The sequence below is a fragment of the Acidimicrobiales bacterium genome (genome assembly GCA_035533595.1).
In the GTDB taxonomy this organism is placed as follows: Bacteria; Actinomycetota; Acidimicrobiia; order Acidimicrobiales; family Bog-793; genus DATLTN01.
Genome location: DATLTN010000047.1, coordinates 24,926 through 47,222, shown reverse-complemented (window position 1 = coordinate 47,222; position 22,297 = coordinate 24,926). Strand labels below are relative to the sequence as shown.

Annotated in this window: 20 protein-coding genes; 10 read left to right on the top strand and 10 right to left on the bottom strand. The window is 73.4% G+C overall.

The window, feature by feature from the left end; translation table 11 throughout:
• Window positions 1–18: 18 nt before the first annotated feature.
• On the bottom strand, window positions 19–1,662 hold the full coding sequence (locus VNF07_08955) for a S8 family peptidase (protein HVB06353.1): 1,644 nt from the start codon (window positions 1,660–1,662) through the stop codon (window positions 19–21).
• A 217-nt stretch (window positions 1,663–1,879) separates the two neighbouring features.
• Between VNF07_08955 and VNF07_08950 the strand changes: the two genes are divergently transcribed.
• Together VNF07_08950 and VNF07_08945 are read left to right on the top strand one after the other, a co-directional pair.
• Window positions 1,880–2,320, top strand: coding sequence for a DUF2510 domain-containing protein (locus tag VNF07_08950; GenBank protein ID HVB06352.1), 441 nt, complete (start codon window positions 1,880–1,882; stop codon window positions 2,318–2,320).
• A 6-nt stretch (window positions 2,321–2,326) separates the two neighbouring features.
• Entirely contained in the window at window positions 2,327–3,277 is a 951-nt protein-coding gene (locus tag VNF07_08945; GenBank protein HVB06351.1) for a cyclase family protein, read from the top strand.
• On the opposite strand, the gene VNF07_08940 is transcribed toward VNF07_08945, so the two are convergent.
• On the bottom strand, window positions 3,270–4,106 hold the full coding sequence (locus tag VNF07_08940; protein HVB06350.1) for a sulfurtransferase: 837 nt from the start codon (window positions 4,104–4,106) through the stop codon (window positions 3,270–3,272). The two genes, VNF07_08945 and VNF07_08940, sit on opposite strands and share 8 nt — an antisense overlap.
• Window positions 4,107–4,192: 86 nt before the next feature.
• Between VNF07_08940 and VNF07_08935 the strand changes: the two genes are divergently transcribed.
• Both VNF07_08935 and VNF07_08930 read left to right on the top strand, forming a co-directional pair.
• On the top strand, window positions 4,193–4,486 hold the full coding sequence (locus VNF07_08935) for a SemiSWEET transporter (protein HVB06349.1): 294 nt from the start codon (window positions 4,193–4,195) through the stop codon (window positions 4,484–4,486).
• Window positions 4,487–4,502: 16 nt separating this feature from the next.
• The gene (locus VNF07_08930; protein HVB06348.1) at window positions 4,503–5,318 is read left to right on the top strand and encodes an alpha/beta hydrolase; all 816 of its coding nucleotides are present in this window, start codon (window positions 4,503–4,505) and stop codon (window positions 5,316–5,318) included.
• On the opposite strand, the gene VNF07_08925 is transcribed toward VNF07_08930, so the two are convergent.
• Window positions 5,312–7,285: a hypothetical protein gene (locus VNF07_08925; protein HVB06347.1), complete on the bottom strand. Its 1,974-nt coding sequence runs from the start codon at window positions 7,283–7,285 to the stop codon at window positions 5,312–5,314. The two genes, VNF07_08930 and VNF07_08925, sit on opposite strands and share 7 nt — an antisense overlap.
• Window positions 7,286–7,351: 66 nt before the next feature.
• Window positions 7,352–9,787 carry an EAL domain-containing protein gene (locus VNF07_08920; GenBank protein HVB06346.1) on the bottom strand — a complete coding sequence of 812 codons (2,436 nt, stop codon included), beginning with the start codon at window positions 9,785–9,787 and terminating at the stop codon, window positions 7,352–7,354.
• 201 nt (window positions 9,788–9,988) lie between these two features.
• On the opposite strand from VNF07_08920, the gene VNF07_08915 reads away from it, so the two are divergent.
• Both VNF07_08915 and VNF07_08910 read left to right on the top strand, forming a co-directional pair.
• Window positions 9,989–10,786 carry a PIG-L family deacetylase gene (locus VNF07_08915; GenBank protein HVB06345.1) on the top strand — a complete coding sequence of 266 codons (798 nt, stop codon included), beginning with the start codon at window positions 9,989–9,991 and terminating at the stop codon, window positions 10,784–10,786.
• 72 nt (window positions 10,787–10,858) lie between these two features.
• Window positions 10,859–11,191, top strand: coding sequence for a hypothetical protein (locus tag VNF07_08910; GenBank protein HVB06344.1), 333 nt, complete (start codon window positions 10,859–10,861; stop codon window positions 11,189–11,191).
• A 19-nt stretch (window positions 11,192–11,210) separates the two neighbouring features.
• Here the strand turns inward: VNF07_08910 and VNF07_08905 are convergent, their stop codons facing one another.
• Both VNF07_08905 and VNF07_08900 read right to left on the bottom strand, forming a co-directional pair.
• A complete protein-coding gene (locus tag VNF07_08905) occupies window positions 11,211–12,779 on the bottom strand; it encodes a hypothetical protein (GenBank protein ID HVB06343.1) in 1,569 nt (522 codons plus the stop codon).
• A 4-nt stretch (window positions 12,780–12,783) separates the two neighbouring features.
• Window positions 12,784–13,767 (bottom strand): 2-dehydropantoate 2-reductase N-terminal domain-containing protein, encoded by a 984-nt coding sequence (locus tag VNF07_08900; protein ID HVB06342.1) that lies wholly within the window; start codon window positions 13,765–13,767, stop codon window positions 12,784–12,786.
• 42 nt (window positions 13,768–13,809) lie between these two features.
• Between VNF07_08900 and VNF07_08895 the strand changes: the two genes are divergently transcribed.
• The gene (locus tag VNF07_08895; GenBank protein ID HVB06341.1) at window positions 13,810–14,235 is read left to right on the top strand and encodes a cupin domain-containing protein; all 426 of its coding nucleotides are present in this window, start codon (window positions 13,810–13,812) and stop codon (window positions 14,233–14,235) included.
• A 34-nt stretch (window positions 14,236–14,269) separates the two neighbouring features.
• Here VNF07_08895 and VNF07_08890 read toward each other — a convergent pair whose 3' ends face one another.
• Genes VNF07_08890 through VNF07_08880 form a run of 3 tightly spaced genes read right to left on the bottom strand, consistent with a single transcriptional unit; the run spans window position 14,270 to window position 18,488 of the window.
• Window positions 14,270–16,555, bottom strand: coding sequence for a DUF6541 family protein (locus VNF07_08890; GenBank protein ID HVB06340.1), 2,286 nt, complete (start codon window positions 16,553–16,555; stop codon window positions 14,270–14,272).
• A gap of 45 nt (window positions 16,556–16,600) precedes the next feature.
• Window positions 16,601–17,428 carry a DUF1932 domain-containing protein gene (locus tag VNF07_08885; GenBank protein ID HVB06339.1) on the bottom strand — a complete coding sequence of 276 codons (828 nt, stop codon included), beginning with the start codon at window positions 17,426–17,428 and terminating at the stop codon, window positions 16,601–16,603.
• Between the two features lie 13 nt (window positions 17,429–17,441).
• Window positions 17,442–18,488: an LLM class flavin-dependent oxidoreductase gene (locus VNF07_08880; GenBank protein HVB06338.1), complete on the bottom strand. Its 1,047-nt coding sequence runs from the start codon at window positions 18,486–18,488 to the stop codon at window positions 17,442–17,444.
• Between the two features lie 453 nt (window positions 18,489–18,941).
• On the opposite strand from VNF07_08880, the gene VNF07_08875 reads away from it, so the two are divergent.
• Complete coding sequence (locus tag VNF07_08875; GenBank protein ID HVB06337.1) at window positions 18,942–19,385, top strand: pyridoxamine 5'-phosphate oxidase family protein; 444 nt, start codon at window positions 18,942–18,944, stop codon at window positions 19,383–19,385.
• Between the two features lie 50 nt (window positions 19,386–19,435).
• Here the strand turns inward: VNF07_08875 and VNF07_08870 are convergent, their stop codons facing one another.
• Entirely contained in the window at window positions 19,436–20,029 is a 594-nt protein-coding gene (locus tag VNF07_08870) for a hypothetical protein (protein ID HVB06336.1), read from the bottom strand.
• A gap of 429 nt (window positions 20,030–20,458) precedes the next feature.
• Between VNF07_08870 and VNF07_08865 the strand changes: the two genes are divergently transcribed.
• On the top strand, window positions 20,459–20,659 hold the full coding sequence (locus tag VNF07_08865; protein ID HVB06335.1) for a hypothetical protein: 201 nt from the start codon (window positions 20,459–20,461) through the stop codon (window positions 20,657–20,659).
• Between the two features lie 97 nt (window positions 20,660–20,756).
• Window positions 20,757–22,232: a cytosine permease gene (locus VNF07_08860; GenBank protein HVB06334.1), complete on the top strand. Its 1,476-nt coding sequence runs from the start codon at window positions 20,757–20,759 to the stop codon at window positions 22,230–22,232.
• Window positions 22,233–22,297 lie beyond the last annotated feature (65 nt).

The window sequence follows — 22,297 nt, the reverse complement described above, 5'->3', positions numbered from 1 at the left end:
GCCGCCCGCGCGGACCGGTCAGCTCCACGAAGAGCCGTTCCACGCCACCGAGCTCCACGCCTCGCCGTTCCAGGCGAGCGAGTCCCACTGCTCGCCGTTCCAGGCGAGCGAGCTCCAGGCGCTGCTCGACCAGGCCCCGCCGTTCCAGGCGAGGGAGTTGAAGGTGGCGCCGTTCCAGGCGAGGCTCGACCAGTTGCCGTTCCAGGCGAGGCTCGACCAGTTGCCGTTCCACGCGAGGCTCGACCAGTTGCCGGGGTTCCAGCTGGACTGCGCCCAGGCGTTCTCGAGGGACACGGTGAGGCCGAGCCGGACGGCGGGGCCCCCGGGGTGCGAGGTGAGGGTGAGGCCCGACACCGAGGCGGCGGCGGAGGCGTCAAGCTCACCGTGGCCGTCGACGAAGGGGTTCCCCACCGGCCCGGGGGTGGTGCTCGACAGCAGCGCCGCCTTCACCTGGTTGGGCTGCTCGGAGGGGTGGGCGGCGAGGAGGAGGGCGACCGCGCCGGAGGTCACCGCCGCGGAGAAGGAGGTGCCGGAGCCGACGAAGTTGCCGCTACCGACGCGCGCCTCGGGGTAGCTGGCCTCGACCGTCGAACCGGGGGCGGCGAGGCTCACGACCGAGCGCCCGGAGGTCACGAGGTCGGGCTTGAACCAGCCGTCGGGGTTCGTCGGCCCGGCGCTCGAGAAGCTCGCCATCTGGTCGGCGGCGGGCGCGCTCTGGCCGAGGTCGTCGACCGCACCCACCGTCACGACGTCGGGGTCGTCCCCCGGGGCGAGGATCGTGCCGTTGGTCGGACCGTCGTTGCCCGCGGAGGCGACGACGACGATGCCGGCCGCCCAGGCGCGCTCGACCGCCTGGTCCAGCGGGTCGAGTGCCGTCGACTCGACGGGGACGTAGCCGAGGGAGAGGTTGAGGACGCGGATGTGGAACGCGGCGGCGTGCGCGATGGTCCACCCCACGCCCTCGATGACGGTGGCGAGGTCGGTCGTCCCGCTCGCCCCTGCGACCTTGACGGCGACGAGCCCGGCCGCGGGCGCTTCCCCGAGGTAGGAGCCCCCCGACGAGGCGCCGTTGCTTGCGATCAGCCCGGCGACGAAGGTGCCGTGGCCGTACTGGTCGTTGAAGGGGTCGCCGCCGCCGCTGAGGTCGACGCCGCCGACGAGCCGACCGGCCAGGTCCGGCAGGTTGTCGATCCCGGTGTCGAGGACGGCGACGTTGACGCCGGCCCCCTCGTCGCCCGCCGACCAGAGGTCGGTCGCGCCGGTCTGCTGCGGGTAGACCGCGGCGGGCGGGCGCGTCGTCGCCGGCGCGGCGTCCGACTGCACCTGCACGGTGAGGTCGGGGGTCACCACCACGCCCGGGAGCAGCCCGAGGAGGGTCACCTCGAGCGGGGTGAGGGTCGCGGCGACGAGGCCGCCGACGCCGAGGTCCTCGAGGGCGGTCCCGCCGACCTGCTCGACGAGGCCGATGACGGTCGCGACGGCGCTCGAGCCGAGGTCGCCGATGACGTAACGCGCCCCCCCGCCGGAGAGCCCGGGCAGCAGCGCGGCGCCGGCAGGCGCGGCACCCGGCAGGGCGAGGGCGCCGACGAGCAGCGCTCCGGCGAGGGCGGTGCGTCGGGCGGCGCCGCCGGGGCGGCGGTGGTGGCGGATGTGAAGTCCCATCGGTCTCCTCCAGTGCGATCGGGTGCGTAACGGCACCGCGCCCCCGGGAACTCCAACGGATTTGCGCGATTTTCGTGAACTTTCACGCGGTGTGATCGGCCGACCGCGGAGCGTGTTGGCCCCGGGTCCCTTCGGGGTGGGTGGCGGGCCACCGGACCCACCGCCGGCCCACTCCCTCGACCCGACCATCGCCGGGGGGCGGCGGTAGGGTGGGCCGATGTTCGGTGGTGGGATCGGCAGCCGGGGCGGCTACGGGAACCCCACGCTGCGCAACATCCGGATCGGCCTCGTCGTCGCGGTGATCGCCGCCGGCCTCCTCTTCCATCGCTCGGGGAGCGCCTACTCCGCGATCCGGACCGTCTACCTCGTCGCGGTCCTCGGCTTCCTCGCCTACGGCTTCACCCGGCGCCGCCGCTCCGGCATCGGCGGCGCGCGGCGCCCCGGCTCGCTCCCCGGTGGGGCACCCCTCCCCGGAGGCTGGGGCGGCCAGCAGGGCGCGCCGGTCGACATCCGCCCGGCCCCCTCTGACCCGGCGCCACCGCTCGCCGCGGCGGGCTGGTTCCCGGAGCCGGACGACCCGGGGGTCGAGCGCTACTGGGACGGCGCGAACTGGTCCAAGCGGCGCCACCGCCAGGGCGACAGCTGGGTCGAGGACTAGCTCCCGGTGTCCGACCTGCCGCGCTACGCGGAGCTCCCCCCGGCAGCGAAGGGCGGCCGCTCCGCGTGGGGGGTCTTCGGCGCCGAGGACCAGATCGGGACGCTCAACCTCCTCACCCCCGAGCGGGTGGCGGCCGCGGCCCGCCTCATCGAGCGCGGCGACCGCTTCCCCCTCGACGCGCCGATCGACCTCTTCTCGCCGGCGCTCACCTCCCGCCGCGGCGTCCCCCGCCACCAGGTGCTGCACCGCGCGGGGACCTCCTCCTTCGACGACGTCTACGACAACTTCTACCCGCAGGCGGGTAGCCAGTGGGACTCCCTCGGCCACGTCGGCTACGACCTCGACGCCTTCTACAACGGGGCGAGCGAGGCCGACGTCGCGAGCGGCCGGCGCAACACGATCGAGCACGCCGCGGCGCACGGGATCGCCGGCCGCGGCGTCCTCCTCGACGTCGAGCGGGCCCTCACCTCGCGCGGCCGCGCCTATGACCCGGGCATCTCGACGCCGATCAGCGTCGAGGACCTCGAGCTCGCGCGCTCCGACGCCGCGCTCGCGATCACCCCCGGTGACCTGCTCCTCGTGCACACCGGCTTCGCCCGCTGGTACGCGGGCCAGCCGACCGAGGTGCGCGCCGAGCTCCCGTCCGACCTGCGGGCGCCGGGGCTCGAGCACAGCGAGGCCGTCTGCGAGTGGCTCTGGGACCAGCACGTGGCGGTGATCGCCTCGGACACCTTCGCCGTCGAGGCCTGGCCGCGCGACCTCGCGGAGATGCCCTTCGGCTACCTGCACCGCGTCCTCATCGGCCAGTTCGGCCTCTCCCTCGGCGAGCTGTGGTGGCTCGCCGACCTCGCCGAGGACTGCGCCGCTGACGGCCGCTACGAGATGTTCGTCACGGCTGCGCCGATGCGGGCGCCCGGCGGCATCGGCTCCCCGGCGAACGCGCTCGCGATCAAGTAGCCGCCCCGCCCTCGGGCGAGGGGCCGGTGGCGAGCGGCCGCTCCGGGTCGGCCGACCACTGCGACCACGAGCCGGGGTAGAGGCGCCCCGCCGCGAAGCCGGCGAGCTCGAGGGCGAGGAGGTTGTGGCAGGCCGTCACCCCCGAGCCGCAGTACGAGACGACCTCGTCGCCCGGGGCGAGACCCGCCGCGGCGAAGCGTTCGGCGAGCAGCTCGGGCGTGAGGAAGTGCCCGTTGGCGTCGAGGTTCTCGCGGCAGGGGAGGGAGCGGGCACCGGGGATGTGGCCGGTGCGGGGGTCGATCGGGTCGCCCTCGCCGCGGTAGCGGGCGGGGTCGCGGGCGTCGATCAGCAGCAGGCCGCCACCGGCGACCTCCTCGATGTCGGCGAGGCGCTCGGGGGGGAGGGGCCTGGCGCTGAAGTCCCCGGTGACGGCGACGACCTCCCCCTCCTCGAGCGCTCCCGGCCAGGCATCGATCCCGCCGTCGAGCAGCGCGCTCGAGCAGCCGAGGGCGCGCAGCATCCAGACGAGGCGGGCGGCGATCACGCCCCCCTGGTCGTCGTAGACGACGCTCTCGCTGTCGTCGGAGATGCCGTGGCGACGCATCGCGGCGGCGAACCGCTCCGCCGCAGGGAGGGGGTGGCGGCCGACCGCGGGGCCCGGGACGGCGGCGAGCTCGTGCTCGAGATCGACGAAGACCGCTCCGGGGAGGTGGCCGGCGAGGTAGGCGTCCCGGCCAGAGCGGCCGTCCAGGTACCAGCGGAGGTCGACGAGGACGAGGTCCTCCGGGTGCTCGGCGACGAACTCGGCGGTGACGACGGGCGGGAGCACCGGGCTAGCTTGCCGCTTGTCGCGCCTCGCGGCCAAGGAGGGACGGATCGGATGGCAGAGCTGCTCGCGACTCGCTCGCTGCACCGGTGAGCGCGACCCCGCTCGGCCTCGTCGCCGGGACCCTCACCACCGGTGCGTGGCTGCCCCAGCTCGTGCGCACCTGGCGGCTCGGTCGCGCCGAGGAGATCTCCTGGGGCTATCTCGCGGTCTTCGGGAGCGGCGTCACCTGCTGGCTCGTCTACGGCCTCGTCCTCTCCTCGCTGGCGATCATCGTCGCCAACGCGGCGACGATCGTCCTCGTCCTCGGCCTCGTCGCCCTGAAGTTGCGCACCCGCCCGGTCGACCGTCGCCTCGCCGACGAGGCGACGGGGCTCAGATAGCGGGCGGCGGTCGGCGATGGGGGAGATCGAGCGCGGCGGCCTCCGCCTCGCCTACGAGCGGCGCGGCGAGGGCCCCCCGGTCGTGTTCGTCTCCCCCCTCGGCTGGAGCGGCGCCCACTGGAGACTGCACCAGGTCGGCGCGCTCTCGGGCGAGTTCGAGGTGGTCACCTACGACCACCGGGGGACCGGTTCCTCGTCGGTGGCGGACGGCCCGTACTCGACCCGCCTCCTCGCGCGCGACCTCCTCGTCCTTTTCGAGGAGCTCGACCTCCTCGAGCCGCTGCGCGTCGTCGGCCTCGGGAGCGGTGGCGCCGTCGTGCAGTGGCTCTGCCTCGACCAGCCCGCGGCGGTGCGCGCCGCCGTCTTCGTCGCCTCCGGGCCGGGGCAGTTCGACGAACGCCCCCTCGCCCGCGACCTCCCCGCCGACGGGCTCGCCGCCGTGGAGGAGGAGTGGCCGGCCGCGCTCACCCGCCGCCTCGCCAGCCGGGAGTACTTCCTCGACCCCGCGGCGCCGGTCGTCGCCCCCTTCGTCGCCGCGGTGACGGACGGCGCGGCGGCTGCGGTCGCCTGGCGCTGGCACGCCGAGGCGGCGCGCGGCCACCAGCTGACCGAGCACATCGCGGAGATCGAGGTGCCCGCCCTCGTCGTGGTGGGCGAGGAGGACGAGGTCGCCCCGCCAGGCGAACCGAACCCGATCGAGAGCTCCCTCGAGCTCGCGAAGCGCCTCTTCTATGCCGAGTACGTGGAGATCCCCGGCGCGGCGCACGCCCTGCACGTCGAGCAGGCGGAGGCCTTCAACGCCTCGATCAGGGACTTCCTCACCCGCTACTGACCACTCAGCGAGGCCTGCACGTCGTAGTAGACCTGCATCCCCCCGAGGTAGTAGGGGCCGTGGCCGAGGGCGGCGGTGAGGTAGCTCGTCGCGAGGGCGGGATTGACCCCCATCGGGTCGACGAGGATCGCGTCCACCTTGTAGTTGCGCAGGAAGGCGCGGATCTCGGCGCGCGTCGCGGCGTCGTTCGGGGGCAGGGTCGCGCCGGCGGCCGGCGGCCCGAAGAGGACCGAGGCCGGCTGGCCGTAGAGGGCCTCGGTGAAGAGCACCTGGATGATGTCGGGGTGCAGCAGCGGCGGCGTGCCTTCGGGGGTGTTCGGCGGGTCCTGCGGCTCGTTCCACGGGCCGCTCACGATCGTGAAGCGCAGGCGTGTCTCGGCCTGCCACAGCAGCGCCTCGTTGTAGGGCCACACCGGGAGCGGGTAGGTGAGCACCACCGAGCCGCTCGGGATGGCGACCGCGCCGCCCTGCGTGAAGTACGCGGGCAGCTCGTCGGGGGCGGTCGCGAAGCTCGGATAGGGGATCCTCGGGATGATCGGCACGAGCGCGACGACGAGCGCCGCACCGAGCGCGAGGAGGCGCCAGTCGGCGCGCCGCCCCTCGGCACGCGCCCGCCAGCGGCCGATCACCTCGTCCACGCCGACGGCGACGACGAGCGCGACGAAGAGCTGGACGAACAGCGAGTAGCGCGAGGCGGCCTCGTCCTCGAAGAGCGGGAGGTGCGGGAAGAGGGCGAAGGGGAGGGTGATCCGGGTCACGTGCCCGTTCACGTTGAGCGGGGAGCCGAGCGAGAACACGAAGGCTGCGAAGGCGAGGAAGGCGGCCATCCCGACGAGGCGCCGCCGGCGCGCCGTGACGGCGAGGACGAGGAAGACGGCGAGGAGGGGGATCCCGAGGTAGAGGCCGTTCTCGATGAAGTCGGTGGAGACGAAGCTCGAGCCCCGCGCGATCAGCGAGGCGGGGCCGACCGCCTGGTTGCTCGTCGGGATGATGAGGCTCAGCAGGTCCTCGCGGAACTGCGCGATCTCATAGGGCGCCGGGTTGTGCACCACCCGCTGCGGGCCGGCGAGCATCGCCCAGGTCTGCCAGCCGCCGAGGAGGGCGAAGGGGGGGACGGCCCAGCACAGGCCGCGCACGACGCGGCGCAGCCGGCCGCGCACCTGGCGCGGGTAACGCGCCACGAGCGCCACGAGGGCGAGCAGGCAGAGCAGCGCCACGCCGGCGAGCACCTCGGCCGAGACGAGGAGCTCGCCTCCGGCTATGAGGCCGAGCCACAGCCCGAGGCGGCGCGCGTCGCGCCCCTCGCCGGTGACGATCCGGTCGAGGAGGAAGAAGATGAGCGGCGGGAAGGGGACGAAGACGAGGCCGAGATGGTCGTGGCCCTCGCTGATCATGTACGGCGAGAAGGCGTAGAGCAGGCCGCCGAGGAAGCAGGCGAGGCGCGAGCGGAGGTAGCGGCCGAGGACGAAGTACATCGCCAGCCCCGAACAGACGAAGGCGAGGCGCATCAGCAGGTTGTAGGTGGGGAGCGGCCCCGCGCTGAGGGTGAGCGGCGAGGCGACGAGGCCGAGGAGGGGGGCGAGGGTGTTCGAGGCCATGTTCGCCCCGAAGGGGTAGTTGATGCTGTTGGCGACGAAGGGGTCGTGGCCGTGGAAGAGCGCGTGCGGGAGCCAGGCGAGGTCCCAGACGTACTCGGCGACGTCGTCGCCGGTGTAGGTGAGGCGGCTTCCGTCAAGGAAGCCGACCGGCCAGTAGATGACGACGGTGACCGCCGCGTAGGCGACGGCGACGAGCGCGTGCACGAGCGCCGCGCCGGGGAGCGGTCGTCGCGCCGGGGTGCCCACCTCGGGCGCCGGGGTGTCCGCCTCGGGCGCCGGGGAGGCGGGCTCCTCGGCCGCGGGACCCGGTGGCGACTCCGTCGCAGGGATGGCCGGAGGAAGGCACGGCGGTGGGGAGTCCTCGCTCACCGGAGCTCACTCCTGGTCGGCACCGGCGGAGCGTAACTGAGGGGGTTTGCCGCCGGAGTTGCCGCCTCAGGACAGGAGCGGCAGCCGGGCGATCGCCGGGGCGAGGCCGTCGGCGGGGTGGGGGCGGCTCAAGAGGAAGCCCTGGACGCAGTCACAGCCGAGCGCGCGCAGGCGGCGCAGCTGGTCGGCGGTCTCGACGCCCTCCGCGATGACCTCCATCCCGAGCGCGTGCGCGAGGTGGATGACCGAGGCGACGATCTCCCGGTCGTAGGCGTCCTCGGAGAGGCCGGCGACGAAGCTCTGGTCGACTTTCACCCCGTCGACCGGCAGGCGCTTCAGGTAGCCGAGCGAGGCGTAGCCCGTGCCGAAGTCGTCGATCTCTAGCAGCACCCCGAGCGCCTTCAGCCGCCCGAGGAGCTCGAGCATCTCGTCCGCGCCGTCGAACAGCGCGCTCTCGGTGAGCTCGAGGCGCAGCGCGGAGCCGTCGACGCCGCTCTGACTGAGGGCCCGCTCGACGTTCTCGACGATGCCCGCCCCCTGCATCTGGCGGGCCGAGAGGTTGACCGCGACGAAGAAGCGGTCGTCGACGACGCCGTCTCGCCGCCAGGCGGCGAGCTGCTGCAGGGCGCGCTGCAGGACCCAGCTGCCGATCGAGACGATCGCCCCCGAGCGCTCCGCGGTCTCGAGGAAGTCGAGGGGCTCGAGCAGGCCGCGCGCCGGGTGCGCCCAGCGGACGAGGGCCTCGGCGCCGAGGGCGCGACCCGTCGCGAGGTCGAAGATCGGCTGGAACTCGAGGCGCAGCTCGTCGCGGGTGCTCGCGAGGGCGAGCTCGGCCTGGGTGCGCAGGCGCTCGCGGTGGCCGAGGCCGAGCTCGGGATCGTAGACGCGGAAGCCGCCGCCACCACTCGCCTTCGCCGCGTAGAGCGAGATGTCGGCCTCGCGCAGCAGCGCCTCGAGGTCGAGCGCGGGGGTGGAGCGCGCCGCGACCCCGACGCTCGCACCGATGCTGAACTGCTCGTGGTCGACGGTGATCGGCTGGCGCATCGTCTCGACGATGCGCGCCGCGGCCCTCGCCGCGTCCTCGGGCAGGGCGAGGTCGTCGAGGACGACCGCGAACTCGTCGCCGCCGATGCGGGCGACGCTGTCCGCCGGTCGCACGCAGGCGCTCAGGCGGGCGGCGACCTCGACGAGGACCGCGTCGCCGGCGGAGTGGCCGAGCGAGTCGTTCACGTCCTTGAAGCTGTCGAGGTCGCAGAAGAGCACCGCGACGTGGCGCCCCTCGCGCGGGGCGCGCAGCGTGGCCTCGAGGCACTCGGCGAAGAGCAGCCGGTTCGCGAGGCCGGTCAGCGGGTCGTGCTTGGCGAGGTGGGCGAGCTCGGCCTCCTCGTCGCGCAGCGCCGTGACGGCGCGCTGCAGGCGGGTCGCGAGGCGGGCGTTCTCGACGAGGATCACCACCTGGCGGGAGAGCACGGAGAGCACCGCGACGAGGCAGCTCACGGCGACGATCGCGTCCACCCGGCCGAGGTCGACCGACTGGCCGATCCCCGCCCCCACCGCCCCGAGCAGCAGCAGGTAGGGGAGGGCGAGCTGCCACCACGGGTGCGCCCGCATCGGCGGGGCCTCCTCGGCCTGCGCCGGCCACAGGGCGGCGAGGCCGACGAGCAGGAAGCCGGCCACCCAGCCGCCGTCGGTGACCCCGGAGAAGGCCGAGGGGCGGATCTGGGTCGCGTAGACGAAGCTCGTGTCCGAGACGACGAAGCCGAAGATGCCGGCGACGACGAGGGCGATGCGCACCCGGTCCTTGCGCCGCCGCTGCACAAGGAGGGCGACGGCCACCGAGGCGGTGACCACGTCGAAGAGCGGGTAGGCGAGGCTGATCGCCTCGGAGAAGCCGTTCGGGCGGCCGTCGAGCGCCGAGTCGAGGACCACGCTCCAGGTGATCGCCACGATCGAGGCCGCGACGATCACACCGTCAAGGACGAGGCGGAGTCGGAGGATGCGGCCGAGCTCGGAGCGACCGAGGGCGGCGACGCCCACCAGGATGAGCGCCGAAGCGGTCAGGTAGAAGACGTCCGAGGCCGACGGGAAGGGGAGCTCGTTGCCGCGGAAGACCGCCTGGTAGCTCCAGATCGCCTGGCCGACCGCCCAGACGAGCGCCGCGCAGCCGAGGAGGCGGAAGGGCTGGCGGAGCTCGGGCGCGCGCCGGGAGAGGCCGTAGGCACAGGCACCGGCGGCGAGCAGCGCGGCGGCGAGCTCGCCGATGTTGTCGACGTCCCCGGTGACGCCGACGCCGCCGAGGCGGAGCGCCATCCACGCCTCGAAGAGGCCGAAGACGAGCGCAGTGGCGATCGCGGCGACACGGAAGCGCTTCAGGGTGTCGCGCTGCTGGGGGACGGGCGCGACGAGGACGGGGAGGGGGGCGAGGTCTGCCTTGCGGCGCAGGAGGCCGGCGCGCCCGCGCACCGGCTCCACGGCTTCGAGGGGGAGGGAGTCCGTGATCATCTGCGCCCGCTGTCCCGGGGGTCGGCCGTGAGGGGGGTTCGCCGGGAACTGCGTCCTGTCCCTCCGGTGCGTCGCACTCTTCACTCCGCTCTGTCGTCTGCTGGTTTCGAGGGAGCCGTCGAGCGCTTTCATGATACTTCACGCATTCGCCCGCGACGCTGGCAGCGGCGAAGATGCGGCATGGCTGCTCCGTTGTGCCTGATGGCCGTGCACGCCCACCCCGACGACGAGGTGATCCCGACGGGCGGCGTGCTCGCGAGGTACGCGGCCGAAGGGGTCACCACGGTCGTCGTCACCTGCACCGACGGGCGGCAGGGCTTCGCTCCGGGCTTCGCGAACCCCGGCGAGCCCGGCCACGAGCCCGCCGCGGTGGCCGCCGTGCGCGCCCGCGAGCTCGAGGCCTCCTGCGCGCTGCTCGGCGTGCGCCACCTCGAGCGCCTCGGCTACGGGGACTCCGGGATGCGGGGCTGGGAGGGGAACGGCGACCCCACCTCGTTCTGCAACGCCGCCCTCGACGAGGCGGCGACGAAGGTCGCCGCGCTGCTCGCGCACTACCGCCCGCAGGTCGTCGTCACCTACGACGAGCGCGCCGGGGAGGGCCACCCGGACCACGTGATGGCGCACCGGGTGGCGCTCGCGGCGAGCGCCGAGAGCGGCATCCCCGACAAGCTCTACCTCTCGGTGCGGAGCGCCGCGTTCGTCGAGGAGATGGCGGCGGCGCGCGACGCCCTCGGCCTCTCGAGCCCGCGCCCGTCGGGGAGAGCGGGGCGGCGCGGCACCCCGGACGAGCTCGTGACCACCCGGGTCGACACCGGTGCCTACGCCCTCGTGAAGCAGCGCGCGCTCGCCGCGCACGCGAGCCAGCTCGACGGGAGCCCGTGGCTCGCCTTTCCCGAGGAGGTCCTCGAACACCTCTTCGCGAGCGAGACCTTCATCCGCCTCGACGACCGCACCGGCGCGCCGCTTCCCGAGGACGACCTCTTCGCCGGACTGCGGTAGACCTCCGCGTCACCGTCGCAGCGCGGCGGCACAATGTCGGAAACGACGACGGGGAGACGAACTTTGCCGGCGGTGCTCGGACAGCAGCGGTGCCCGAACTGCGGGGAGCGCTTCCGCGCCCTCAAGCCGCCGGCCGGCGCGCGCCGCGACTGCAAGTGCGGGAAGCGCTGGACGCTCACCTTCGAGCTCGTCGAGGGCGCGCTCGCAGAGCGCCTCGGGCAGTCGGCCTACCGGCTGAAGGTCGATCCCTACGTCGACGGCCGCCGCAGGGCCGCCGAAGGTGGCCAGCGCCTCTTCGACGAGGAGCTGAAGGTCGCCCCCGACGTGGAGCAGGCGCCGCCGAAGCGCGCGCGCCGGCTCGCGGTGAAGCGCGGCACCCACTTCCCGAGCGCGCGACGCCGCTGACGCCTTCCGGGCAGCCTCCTCACGAGGCGGTCTCGTTACCGAGGCGCAGCGCGTGCGGCCAGGTGTCGACCGAGTAGCCGGCGACGCGGTAGGTGTGGCTCGGCGCGCCGAAGGTGCGGGCGATCGCGGCGGGCACGATGCCGCCGAAGGGCTGCTTCGCGTAGACGAGGAAGGAGAAGCTCTGCCCCCGGTACCAGTCGGCGCTCGACTGCCGCCCGTCGGCGACGAGGCGACCCGCGCCGTCGGCGAGCACGGGGCGGAGGCGCACGGCGCCTCCTGTGTCGACGGTGACGACCGAGGCCGCCCAGTAGTCGCCGATCCCCTCGGTGAGGTGGTGGGCGAGGAGGAAGCGCTCGAGCGCGGCGCTGGCGCTGCGCGGCGGGCGCGCCGAGAGGTCGACCGCTGTCACCGCCGCCGAGGTGGCGAGTGACAGCGCCCCGAGCAGCACGCCCACGGCGAGCAGCGGACGCGGCGCACCGAGCACGAGGCGCCCGACGAGGCGTGCCGCGAGGAACGCGCCGAAGAGGACGACGGCGTCGAGGTAACGGGCGTAGGAGGGGCTGGCGCTCTCGGTCAGCTCGCAGAAGACCGCCACCCCGCCGAGGAGGCCGAAGAGGAGTTGGTCGTCGAGGCGCCAGTCCCGCTCCGCGGCGGGCGCGGCGCCCGCCCGGCCGATCCCCCGCACGAGGGCGACGGCCGCTCCGAGCACCCCTGCCGCGATCGCGAGCAGGCCGAGGAGGTGGGGGAGCTCGAGGAGCGGCGAGACCTTCGGTCCGCCGATCGCACCGCGGTGCACCCCGACGAAGGCGGCCAGCCAGTTGCCGAGCAGTCCCGGATCCGCCCGCAGCTGGGCGAGGGTGGTCCCCCGGCGGCTCGGCGCCAGCTGGAAGGTGCCGAGCGCCTCGGCGAGGAGGCGCACCACGAGCGCGAGCGCTACCGCTGCGGGCGCCGCGGCGAGCGACGCGGCGCCCCGGCGGAGCGAGTTCGTGCGCGCCGCCGCGGCCAGCCCCCCGAGCGCGACGGGGAGGACCCCGAGCGCGAGCGCCTGCAGGTCGCCGAGGAGTGCGCCGGCGAGGAGGGCCACGGCGAGGCACCAGCGCCAGCCGGGCGGCCTGCCGTCGAGGAGGGCCATCGCGCCGAGGCAGTACAGGACGGTGCCGACGTGCCAGGGCCCCTGCAGGAGGAAAAAGGCGAGGGCGTGGCCGGGGAGGACGAGCAGCGCCGCCACCGTGAACAGCGCGGCGAAGGCGGCTCTGCGGGGCTGGCCGCGCACGACGAGGAGGGTGCCGAGCAGCACCGTCGCCGCCGCGAGCACCGCCGGGACGAGATGCATCGCCGCCGCGCGCACCCCGCCGACGAGGACCGCGAGGGCGTAGAAGAGCACGTCGACGGTCCAGAAGGAGTCGAGCGAGAGCCGCCAGTGGGCGAGGGCGAGGTGACCGTCGCGCACCGCCGCGCCCTCGAGGACGACGGTCGCCCCGTCGGAGTTGCCGGCGAAGGCGTGCACCGAGACGAAGTAGTAGAGCGTGCTCAGCGCGAGGAGGCCGAGGGCGCCGAGGGCGGCGGAGCGCAACCGCCGGGAGCGCACGGGCTCAGGCGGCGTCGAAGGCTGCGAGAAGTTCGTCCTCGCGCATCGTGCCCGGCCCGCTCCCGCTCGCGACGAGCGCGCTGCCGAGGCGCATCACTGCGGCGTTCGCCGGCGTCGGCACGCCGTGCAGGCGCCCGAGGAGCACGATCTCCCCGTTCAGGTAGTCGGTCTCGACCGAGCCCGCGCCGCGCACGAGGCTCTGCCAGGTCGATCCCGCGGGGTGGGGGTGGCCCTCGACGGGGAGGAAGCGCACGAGCGCCTGCCGGCCCCCCTCCGCCCATTCTTCGGGCGAGACGGTCGCGATGCCGGCCGCGGCGAAGACCGCCCGCCCCTCGGCGCTCAGTCGTTCGAAGACCGGCCCCTCGCGCAACTCCGGCCCGCAGAGCGCGTGCACCACGTTCCCGAGGTTGCGGAGCAGCTTGGTGTGCTTCCACCGCATGACGTCCGCGCGGAGCGTCGTCGGCCACGTCGCGGCGGTGAAGTCGTCGGCGATCGTGCGGGCGCGGTCGTCGACGCCGCCGGGGTAGCGGCCGAGGTCGAAGGCCCCGCTCGTCGGGGCGGAGTGGGCCATCACCACCCCCGGCGCGAGGTAGGTCGTGGCGCAGACGACGCAGAGGCCGTAGACGTGCTCGAAGAAGCGCAGGGCGAGCCCTTCGTTGGCGATGCCGTTCTGCGCGCAGAGGAGGGCGATCGACGGTGGCGCGCAGCGTTCCAGCGCCTCGAGCGCGCCGAGGGTGTCCTGGCTCTTCATCGTGAGCACCACGACGTCGTCCGCGTCGAGGCCGACCTCGGCGGGGGTGCCGAAGACGGGCACGGGGAGGGTCACGGAGCCCTCGGGCGAGTCGACGCGCAGCCCCGAGGCGGCGATCGCGGCGCGGTGCTCGCCCCGGCAGATCAGCGCGACCTCGTTGCCGTGCTCGAAGAGGCGACCGCCGAGCACGCCACCGACGCCGCCCGCGCCGTAGATCACGTACCGCCCCACCGCCACCTCCACTCGCCGCTGCCCCGGACCTGGGGGAGACTACTGAGCATGGCCGCAGACGATCGGACCGTGCGACGCGTCGCCGCCGGAACGCTGAGCGCCGACACCGCGCAGTCGAGCGGCATGCGACGCCTCGCCGCGGTCTCCGGTCGGCTCACCGCTTCGGAGGCGCTGTTCATGGGCGAGACCCACATGGCGGCGGGGGCCGTCTCGGGCAACCACCACCACGGCGTCGCGGAGACGGCGATCTACGTCGTCTCCGGCAGCCCGGTCTTCGTCTATCTCGAGCACGGCGTGGAGGTGCGCGTCGAGGCGGCCCCCGGCGACTACGTGTACGTGCCCCCCTTCGCCCCCCACCGCGAGGAGAACCCCGGCGACGAGGTTGCCGTCGTCGTCATCGCGCGCACCACCGACGAGTCGATCGTCGTGAACCTCGAACGGCTCGACGAGCCGAGCGCCCCCGGGCGGAGCTGACCCGGCGGCCGCGGGGCCGAGCGGTCGCGGGCCGTCAGCTGTCCGGGGCGGGGCTCCCGCCGCGGCGTCGCCGACGGGAGCGCTCGAGGAGCGCAGGGCCGGCGAGACCGACGACCGCCAGCGCGAACAGCTCGGGGTAGTACGAGGGCGGCCGATAGCGGAAGGCGACGACGTGGCGGCCGGGGCTGACCGCGACGCCGACGAGCGCCGGGGCGACCATCTGGGTCGGCGCGGCGCGGCCGTCGACCGTGGCCGTCCAGCCCGGGTCGTAGGACACGGCGAGGACGACGACCGATCTGCCTGCGGCCGAGACGGTGGCGCTCGCCAGCCCCTCGGGGAGGTCGGTGCCCGCGGCCAGCACCGCGCCGGTCGTCGCTCGCGCCCCGCCCGCGGGGAGCGTCGTCGCGGGCGGCGACTGCCCGCCGTAGGCGATGACGGGATAGGGGCCGTCGAGGGCGAGCGACGAGTGCACGAAGGCCTCCGTCGCGAGGCCGATGTCGGTGCGGTCGGCGGGGATCACCCCCGCGGTCTGCACGACGCGGAAGTAGCCGTCGCCGTGCGTCTCGTAGAGCGCGTCGCCGCCGACGCGCTCTACGAGCGTGGCCCGCGCCGCGGCGATCACCTGACCCACTGCGGCGGGCGGGTTCAGCGCCGGGAGCAGCAGGTAGCGGATGCCGAAGAGCGGGTAGTCGGCGGGGTCGTCCTCGTCGAAGTAGCCCTCGGGGTCGGTCATCAGCGAGGACGTCCGCAGCGTGTACCCGACGAGGTCGACGTCGAGGCTCGCCAGGTACTTGAAGACCGGGACGCTCCCGGGCGAGCTCCCGACCGTGAAGAGGCTCCCCCAGCCATCGGTCGGGTTGCCGGCGAAGAAGCGCCCCGGGCCGAGCACCTCGGCCTGCGCGACGAGCTCCGCGATCGCCGGGCCGATGCTCGCGTCGTTCGCCCGCTGCTGGCCGACGTAGAAGGCGTCGCGGTTGTCGGTGGACAGCGCGTGCGTCCACGCCGGCGCGAGCAGGGCCGTCGTCGCGACGACGGCGCCGATCCCGGCGAGCAGTGGCCGGGGTGCGAGCCTCCACGACGTCCGCCGCACCGCGAGGGAGCGCGCGCCCGCGGCGAGACGCTCGAGGGCGACCCCAGCGAGCAGGATCCCGGCGAGCTGCACCCCGACGACGAAGCGACGGAGGAACAGGTCGCGCGCCCCCGGGAGCAGGTGGAGCAGCGGACCGAGCGTCGGACGGCCGAAGAAGGCGACCAGGGCGACCCCGAAGCAGAGGGCGAGCAGACGGGCGACCTCGTCCTCGCGCCATCGCCAGAGCGCGCGGGCCAAGCCGACGAGGACGAGCACGGTGAGGACCGGGAGGAGGCGGCCGAAGTCGAAGAGGCTCCCGTCAAAGAGCCACCGCAGCGCCTGGCGCGCGCCGTAGGAGTCGGTGTCGACGCTCCCCTGGAGGAACTCGTTCAGCGAGGTGTAGCGGCCCGTGAGGACGAGGGGGAGGGTGACCCACGCAGAGGCGAGGAAGGCGCAGAGCGCGACGAACGCGCTGCGCCGCAGCCGCCGCCGGAGCTCGGAGGGGGCCGCGAGGGGGACGAGGACGAGCGGCAACGCCGTCAGGTAGCCGGTGATGAAGTGGCTGGCGATCGTGAAGGCGATGAAGAACGCGCTCAGCGCGTAGCCCCGGCCGTGGCGGATCGCGCGTGCCGTGAACCCCCAGGCGAGCGGGAGGCCCCACATCCCGATCAGTTGGGACCACACGCCGAAGCCGACGAAGAGGTAGCTGGGCTGCTCGTAGCCGACGCCCGTCGCGCTGGCGACGAACGAGGAGACGACCGCCGCACCTCCCGCCTGCCAACGGGTGAGGCCGAGCAGACGCGCCGCGAGGTACACGCAGACGGGCCACAGCGCGACGAGCAGGTAGAGCGCAATCGAGAAGGCCCGGTCCCCGCCGATGGCCAGTCCGAGCAGACCCGCGAGCGTCGCGCCGAGGCTCTGGTAGTGCAGAAAGAGGGGAGAGCCGAGGCCGAGGTAGGGGTACCAGCCGTCGAGCGGGAGATGCCCGAGCTGCAGCTGGTGCACGGCGTAGCGGACCATCTGCTCGTGGAACGAGCTGTCGTTCAGCGTGGAGACGACCGAGGCCTCGTGGCGGAGGGCGACGAGGTTGAACACCACCGGCGCGCAGACGAGCGCGAGCGCCGGGTGGACGCGCCGCAGCCGGCCGAGGCGGCCCCCACGGCCCGGCGTGGCCAACACCGCTCCACCGCGGCCGGGGCCGGGGTCGGGCGGCGACGAGGAGGTCACGGCCGGCCCGGCGCGCGTCGTCACCGGGCACCCTCGTCGTTCGGCCGGGGGGCGTGCGCCGCCGGCGAGTTAGGAAGGCTCCGGCTGGGAGAGGTCGCCGAGGACCTCGTCGAGGCTGGTGGCGGTGTCGTCGTGTCGGCAGCGCCGATAGATCTCCGCAGCGGCGTGGTGGAACCCACCGGGCAGGCCGACTGCCTCGAAGGTCTTCGCGATCTCCTCCATCTCCCCGATCCAGCGCCACCCCTTGGTCGCGGCCTGCTGGGCGGCGGCCGAAGCGCGGGCGTCGAGTCCGGGTTGGGAGTCCGCCCACTCGGTGACGAGCGCCTCCTCGATCCCGAAGGAGCGGGCGAGGCTCCGCACCGAGAGGATGAGGGCGGAGGTGCCCTTGGTCCACGCTGCGTAGGCCGCCTTCAGCGCGGAGGCATCGCCGGGCCGCGCCGACAGCACCCGGCAGTCGAGGTTCGCGCCCTCGAGGGCGCTCGCGAGCTCCTCCGCCGCCGCGCCAGAGAGGTAGAGCTTGGTCGGTCGCCCAGGCTTGGGCGGGGCGCCGACGATCCCTCCGTCCAGGTAGTTGCCGCCGGCGGACTCGATCACGTACGCGACCTCGGCTGCGGTCGCGGGCGCGATCGCGTTGGCGTCGAGGTAGAGGCCGTCGAAGCCGGCGACCTCGTTGGCCACGTCGACCGCAGCGTGCGGCGGGCAGACCGAGAAGATCACCTCCGCCGCGGCGACGACGGCGACGACCGAGCCGAGGTCGATGAGCCCCTCGTCGGCGGCGCGCCCGCTCGTTGCCGCGCTACGCCCCTCCGAGGCCCAGAAGACGTCGTGGCCCGCCTCGGCGAGCGCCCCGCCGATCCCGGCCCCCATCTCGCCCGGGTGGAGGATGCCGATCCGCATCGCCGTACCCCGGCTACGCCGCGGCCGCGCGGATCTTGTCGGGCGTGAGGGCGTCCATCGCGTAGAGCGTGGCGTCGAGCGTCTTCGTGGCGGTGACCACCCGGACGATCGTCTCGTCGAGGCCGGAGGAGAGGGCGGCGAAGCGGGCCGCCGCGCCCGAGGCGCTCCCGTAGTAGCCGACCTCGGTGAGCAGCTCCTCGGGGACCGAGTCGCAGAGCTGCTCGATGGACTCCCCCGCGTCGCGACGTGCCTCGAGCTCGCGCAGCGCCTCGTCGAAGCCCATCCTTCCGAAGTGGCCGCGATAGGCGAGCGTGGTGTCGCCGCCCTGGCGCACGAGCGCGTAGCCGAGCACCTGCGTCGCGAAGGCGCGCCGGGCCGCCTCCACGTTCTCGTCGACGCACACCCGGATGTACATCGAGAGCACGAGCGAGGAGGCGTCCCGGCCGGCTTTGGCCGCACCCTCGCCGAGGCGCTCCCGGCTCCACGCGATCTGCTCGGGCGAGGCCCAGTTGAGGCAGGCGCCGTCGGCGGCCTCGCCCGCCAGACGCAGCATCTGCGGGCCGAGCGCGGCGAGGAAGACGGGGACGTCCACGCGCTCCCCGCCGAGCGCGTACTGATCGACGTGCAGCGCGGGGCCGTCGTAGGAGACGGTCTCGCCGGCGAGCAGGCGCCGCAGCACCTGCAGGTAGTCGCGCATCACCGCGATCGGGCGGTCGGGGAGGCCGGCGTTGTTCCAGTAGCTCGCGCCGGCGCCGCCTGTGCCGATGCCGAGCACGAAGCGGTTCCCCGAGACGACGCCGAGGGTGGCCGCCTGCGCGGCGAGCGACAACGGGTTCCAGCTCCGCGGCGCGGGGACGACGCTGATGCCCGTGCGCAGGGGGTGGCCGAGCACCTCCTCGGTGGCGAGGGACCACTGGTCACAGAGGTGGAAGGAGTCCGGCACGCCCCCGGCGGGGGTCCAGGCCGACTCGAAGCCCATCGACGCAGCCTGCCGGGCCGCCTCCCGCATCTCGGGAAGCTTCAGTGAGAGGCGTCCGTCGAGCCCGACTCCGATGATCACGATCGTTCCCTTCCTCGTCCCGCCACGGGAGAGCGTAGGGCCTCGGGCTCGCGCGGCACCCGGGGCGGGCCCGCGGCACATCGCCTGCTCAGGCTCGTTGACACCCGCGGGGCCGAGGACGACGATGGAAACAACGGGAGTGCGATCCCGGTTACGAAGGAGGGTCATCGTGCAGACGATTGGCTCAACTGAGGAGTCGGGTCCGCCCGGCTGATGACCGGGGGGGTTGCGGCCACGACGCCGCTCCGCCTTCCCCGCCACCTCCCCGCTCCCGGCCCAGGACGATGCGGGTTGCACGGTCGGCGGCTCGGAAGGAAGGAGCCACCGGGGCCGAGGGCCCCCCAACACCGGAGCTGGATGGCGGGCCGGAGGAGCCGGCCCGCCGTTCTCGTCCCCCGGGCTACCCTTTGCACGCGCAACGGTTGGCTGCGGCGCCGATCGCAGGGAGGCAGCATGGCAGAGGCCGAGAAGCTCGTCCTGAGTGACGAGATGGTGAGCAACGTGAACGGCGCCTTCGAGAACGGCAAGCCGATCGTGGTCGCCTACGTCGACGACGAGGGCCAGCCGCACCTCTCTTTCCGTGGGACGACGCAGGCCTTCTCACCGGATCAGCTGGCGATCTGGATCCGCGAGCCCACGGGCGGGATCCTCTCCAACATCGAGCGCCACCCGCGCGTGACGCTGCTCTACCGGGACTCGCCGAACCGCACGACCTACATCTTCTCCGGGCGGGCTCGTGTGCAGGGCGACGAGGAGACGCGCCGGGTCGTGTTCGACAACAGCCCCGCGCGCGAGCAGGAGAAGGACCCCGAGCGCCTCGGCAAGGCGCTCGTCGTCGACCTCGACACGGTGCAGGGGAGCGAGGGCGAGCGCCGCTTCCTCATGAAGCGCGGCTGACGCTCGCGCACTGAGCCGGCCGGCTCAGTGCCGCCGGCGGATGTACGGCCTCAGTCCGGTGTGCTCCCCGGTCCCTCGCCGCGGGCGCGCTCGACGGCGTCGAGCGCCTCGCGCAGGCGGCTGATCCACGCGGTCTCGTTGCGCCCGACGAGCTCCACACACCACGCGAGCGCCTCGCTGCGGCTGCGCGCCACTCCCGAGTCGACGAGGGTGTCGAGCGTCTGGCGCTGGCGAAGATGCAGGCGGGTCATCACCGGCACGCTCGTCGTGGTGAACAGACGCGTCGTCTCGCCGACGGTCGCGCCCCAGGCCACCTTGCGGCCGAAGCGGGACTCGGCACCCTCGGCGATGGTGATGCGCCGCTCGCGGGTGTCGTTGCGGAAGCGCTCGATACGCGCCGTCTCGGCGACGGCGCGTGCCCCGACGTCGCCCGCCGGCAGCTCCACGTTGGAGAGCGTGCCGACGACGAGGATCTCGTAGTCGTCGACGATCACCTCGACGTCACCTTCGAACCAGCCGTCGACGAGCGAGCCGATGAGCCAGCCGCGGATCCCCTCGCGGTCTTCCGGTGTCGTCGCCGGCCGCCCCCGGCGCTCGAAGTTCAGCTTCCACTCACCCTGCGGCCCGCCCTGTCCTTTTCTCATGATTACGAGATTACATAATTATCGACTGCCTCACGCAAAGGCACAGCGCGCAAGGGCACTGCGGGCACCGCCCCCGGACGCGGAACCGCCGGAGGCAAAAGCCTCCGGCGGCTCGACGCGGCCTGCCCGGCGGGATTCCCCCTACCCCGTGTGCAGGCCTTGTCCGCCCTCGGTACTGGCGAGGAGCCGAGGGCGGTTACGGGAGGGGTCGTGGCGTGGCGGCCGGACGTCCCCCCCGGATCCTTTTGCGGTACTCCTCCTTGTCTTGTGGCCTCGTCTCCGAGGCCGTGTGATCACCATGCCCGCGAGATGTGAGGCCACACCGAGCCGAGTGTGAGCAACCCATTAACCGTTACGAACCGATGACGGCCCGCTGGTCGGCGCGCCGGGATCCCCGCCCGCGGAGGTGCCCGGCGGTACGCTCCGCGGGTGGCCGACCTCGCCGAACCGATCGCCTTTACCTGCCCCCGCTGCGGCGGCGAGGTGAGCGAGCGCTTCTACGGTCCCTGCGTCGCGTGCCGCGGCGCGCTCGGCTCCATCGCCGGCGTCGCGGGGGCCGCCGCGAACGAGCCAGAGCGTTACGTCCCGAAGATGAACGTCGTCCCGAACCAGGTGGCGACCAAGGATTGATCGCCGCAATCGTTGACAGCGCGCGCACAGGAAGCCAGGCTCGGAGCTGCCGAGGTGGTGAAACTGCCCCGGCGGTGACCGGGGCGAGGGGGTTGCGATGACCGTCACTGAGGAGCGGCAGGCTGCGACAACGGGCTCGGACAGAGCCTTCAAGGTCGAACAGCACGGCATCGACTTCATCCCGGAGGCCGAACGCTGGGCCAAGCCACGCGACCTGTTCGGGATGTGGGCGGGCGCGAGCTTCCAGATCGAGTACTTCGTCTACGGCGTCATCCTCATGACCTTCGGCCTCAGCTTCACCCAGGCGGTCTGGATCACGATCGTCGGCAACCTCTCGTTCGTCCTCCTCGGTCTCACCAGCCTGCAGGGGCCGGACGCCGGTACGACGACGATGATGATCAACCGGGCGAGCTTCGGGCAGAACGGCTCGCGGGTGATCTCGCTGTTCAACTGGGCGACGCAGGTCGGCTTCGAGACCGAGGGGCTGATCCTCGTGGTGTTCGCCGCGGAGGTGCTCGCCCACAAGGCGGGATTCCTCCCCGGGACGCCCGCGAAGGTGATCTTCATCCTCGCCGCGGTCGGCATCCAGCTGCTGCTGCCGCTGTTCGGCCACGCCACCGTCGTGAAGACGCTGCGCGCCCTCATCCTGCCGTTCTTCGTGCTGTTCGCGCTGCTCGCCGGCCTCACGCTCAGCAAGGTGCACGTCGCCAGCTACAGCCACGGCGGTAGCTGGCAGCTCGTGATGGTCGGGCTGGCGTTCACGATCGCGCTCTCCGGCCTCGGTTGGACCGAGAACGGGAACGACTACTCGCGCTACCTGCCGCGCAACGCCTCGAGGAAGGCGATCGTCGGTTGGGTGACGCTCGGCACCGCGGTCCCCGAGATCCTCGTGATGCTGCTCGGCGTGGCGGTCGGCACCTACGCGTCGGGGATCGCGACGAACCAGAACCCCTTCGCCGCGTTCATCGGCGCGAAGCCTGTGGTCTCGACGTGGTTCGTCGTCCCCTTCCTCGTCGTCTCGCTCTTCCAGCTGTTCGCGATCAACAGCCTCGACCTCTACTCCTCGGGCGTCACGCTGCAGGCCGTGGGGGTCAGGGTGCGCCGTTGGCAGGCCGTCGTCATCGACACGGCGATCGCCTGTGGGATCACCTTCTACGCCATCTTCAGCTCGTCGTTCTTCAACCTCTTGAAGGACTTCGTCACCGGCGTCATCTGCTGGATCGCGCCGTGGATGGCGATCTACCTCGTCGACTGGCTGCTCCGTCGCTTCCGCCACGACCCCGTCGAGCTGCAGCGGACCGGCCCCGGCTCGCTGTACTGGCGCTCGGGCGGGATCCACTGGCCGGCGATCATCGCCCAGGCGCTCGGGATCTTCGTCGCCATCGAGTCGGTCTCCCAGCTCTTCTTCGTCGGCCAGATCTCGCGCTGGATCGGCGCCGACAAGATCGGGGTCTACCCCGACTTCAGCATCTTCTTCAGCGTCGTCGTCGCCGGCCTCGTCTACTACGTGCTCGCCCGCAAGGGGGTCCACCGGGAGGCCGAGCGCCAGGTGGAGCCGCTCGGGACGTTGTGACGTCGAAGGGCCGTGCGGCCCCGGCCCGCCTCGGCGGCGCGGCTCCAGCGGGAGCGCGCCTCGCG

Excerpts from the sequence above, each read along its gene's own strand:
- VNF07_08955 (HVB06353.1), bottom strand. The coding sequence starts at position 1,662 with ATGGGACTTCACATCCGCCACCACCGCCGCCCCGGCGGCGCCGCCCGA.
- VNF07_08950 (HVB06352.1), top strand. The coding sequence starts at position 1,880 with ATGTTCGGTGGTGGGATCGGCAGCCGGGGCGGCTACGGGAACCCCACG.
- VNF07_08930 (HVB06348.1), top strand. The coding sequence starts at position 4,503 with ATGGGGGAGATCGAGCGCGGCGGCCTCCGCCTCGCCTACGAGCGGCGC.
- VNF07_08920 (HVB06346.1), bottom strand. The coding sequence starts at position 9,787 with ATGATCACGGACTCCCTCCCCCTCGAAGCCGTGGAGCCGGTGCGCGGG.
- VNF07_08915 (HVB06345.1), top strand. The coding sequence starts at position 9,989 with ATGGCCGTGCACGCCCACCCCGACGACGAGGTGATCCCGACGGGCGGC.
- VNF07_08895 (HVB06341.1), top strand. The coding sequence starts at position 13,810 with ATGGCCGCAGACGATCGGACCGTGCGACGCGTCGCCGCCGGAACGCTG.
- VNF07_08885 (HVB06339.1), bottom strand. The coding sequence starts at position 17,428 with ATGCGGATCGGCATCCTCCACCCGGGCGAGATGGGGGCCGGGATCGGC.
- VNF07_08875 (HVB06337.1), top strand. The coding sequence starts at position 18,942 with ATGGCAGAGGCCGAGAAGCTCGTCCTGAGTGACGAGATGGTGAGCAAC.
- VNF07_08870 (HVB06336.1), bottom strand. The coding sequence starts at position 20,029 with ATGAGAAAAGGACAGGGCGGGCCGCAGGGTGAGTGGAAGCTGAACTTC.
- VNF07_08860 (HVB06334.1), top strand. The coding sequence starts at position 20,757 with ATGACCGTCACTGAGGAGCGGCAGGCTGCGACAACGGGCTCGGACAGA.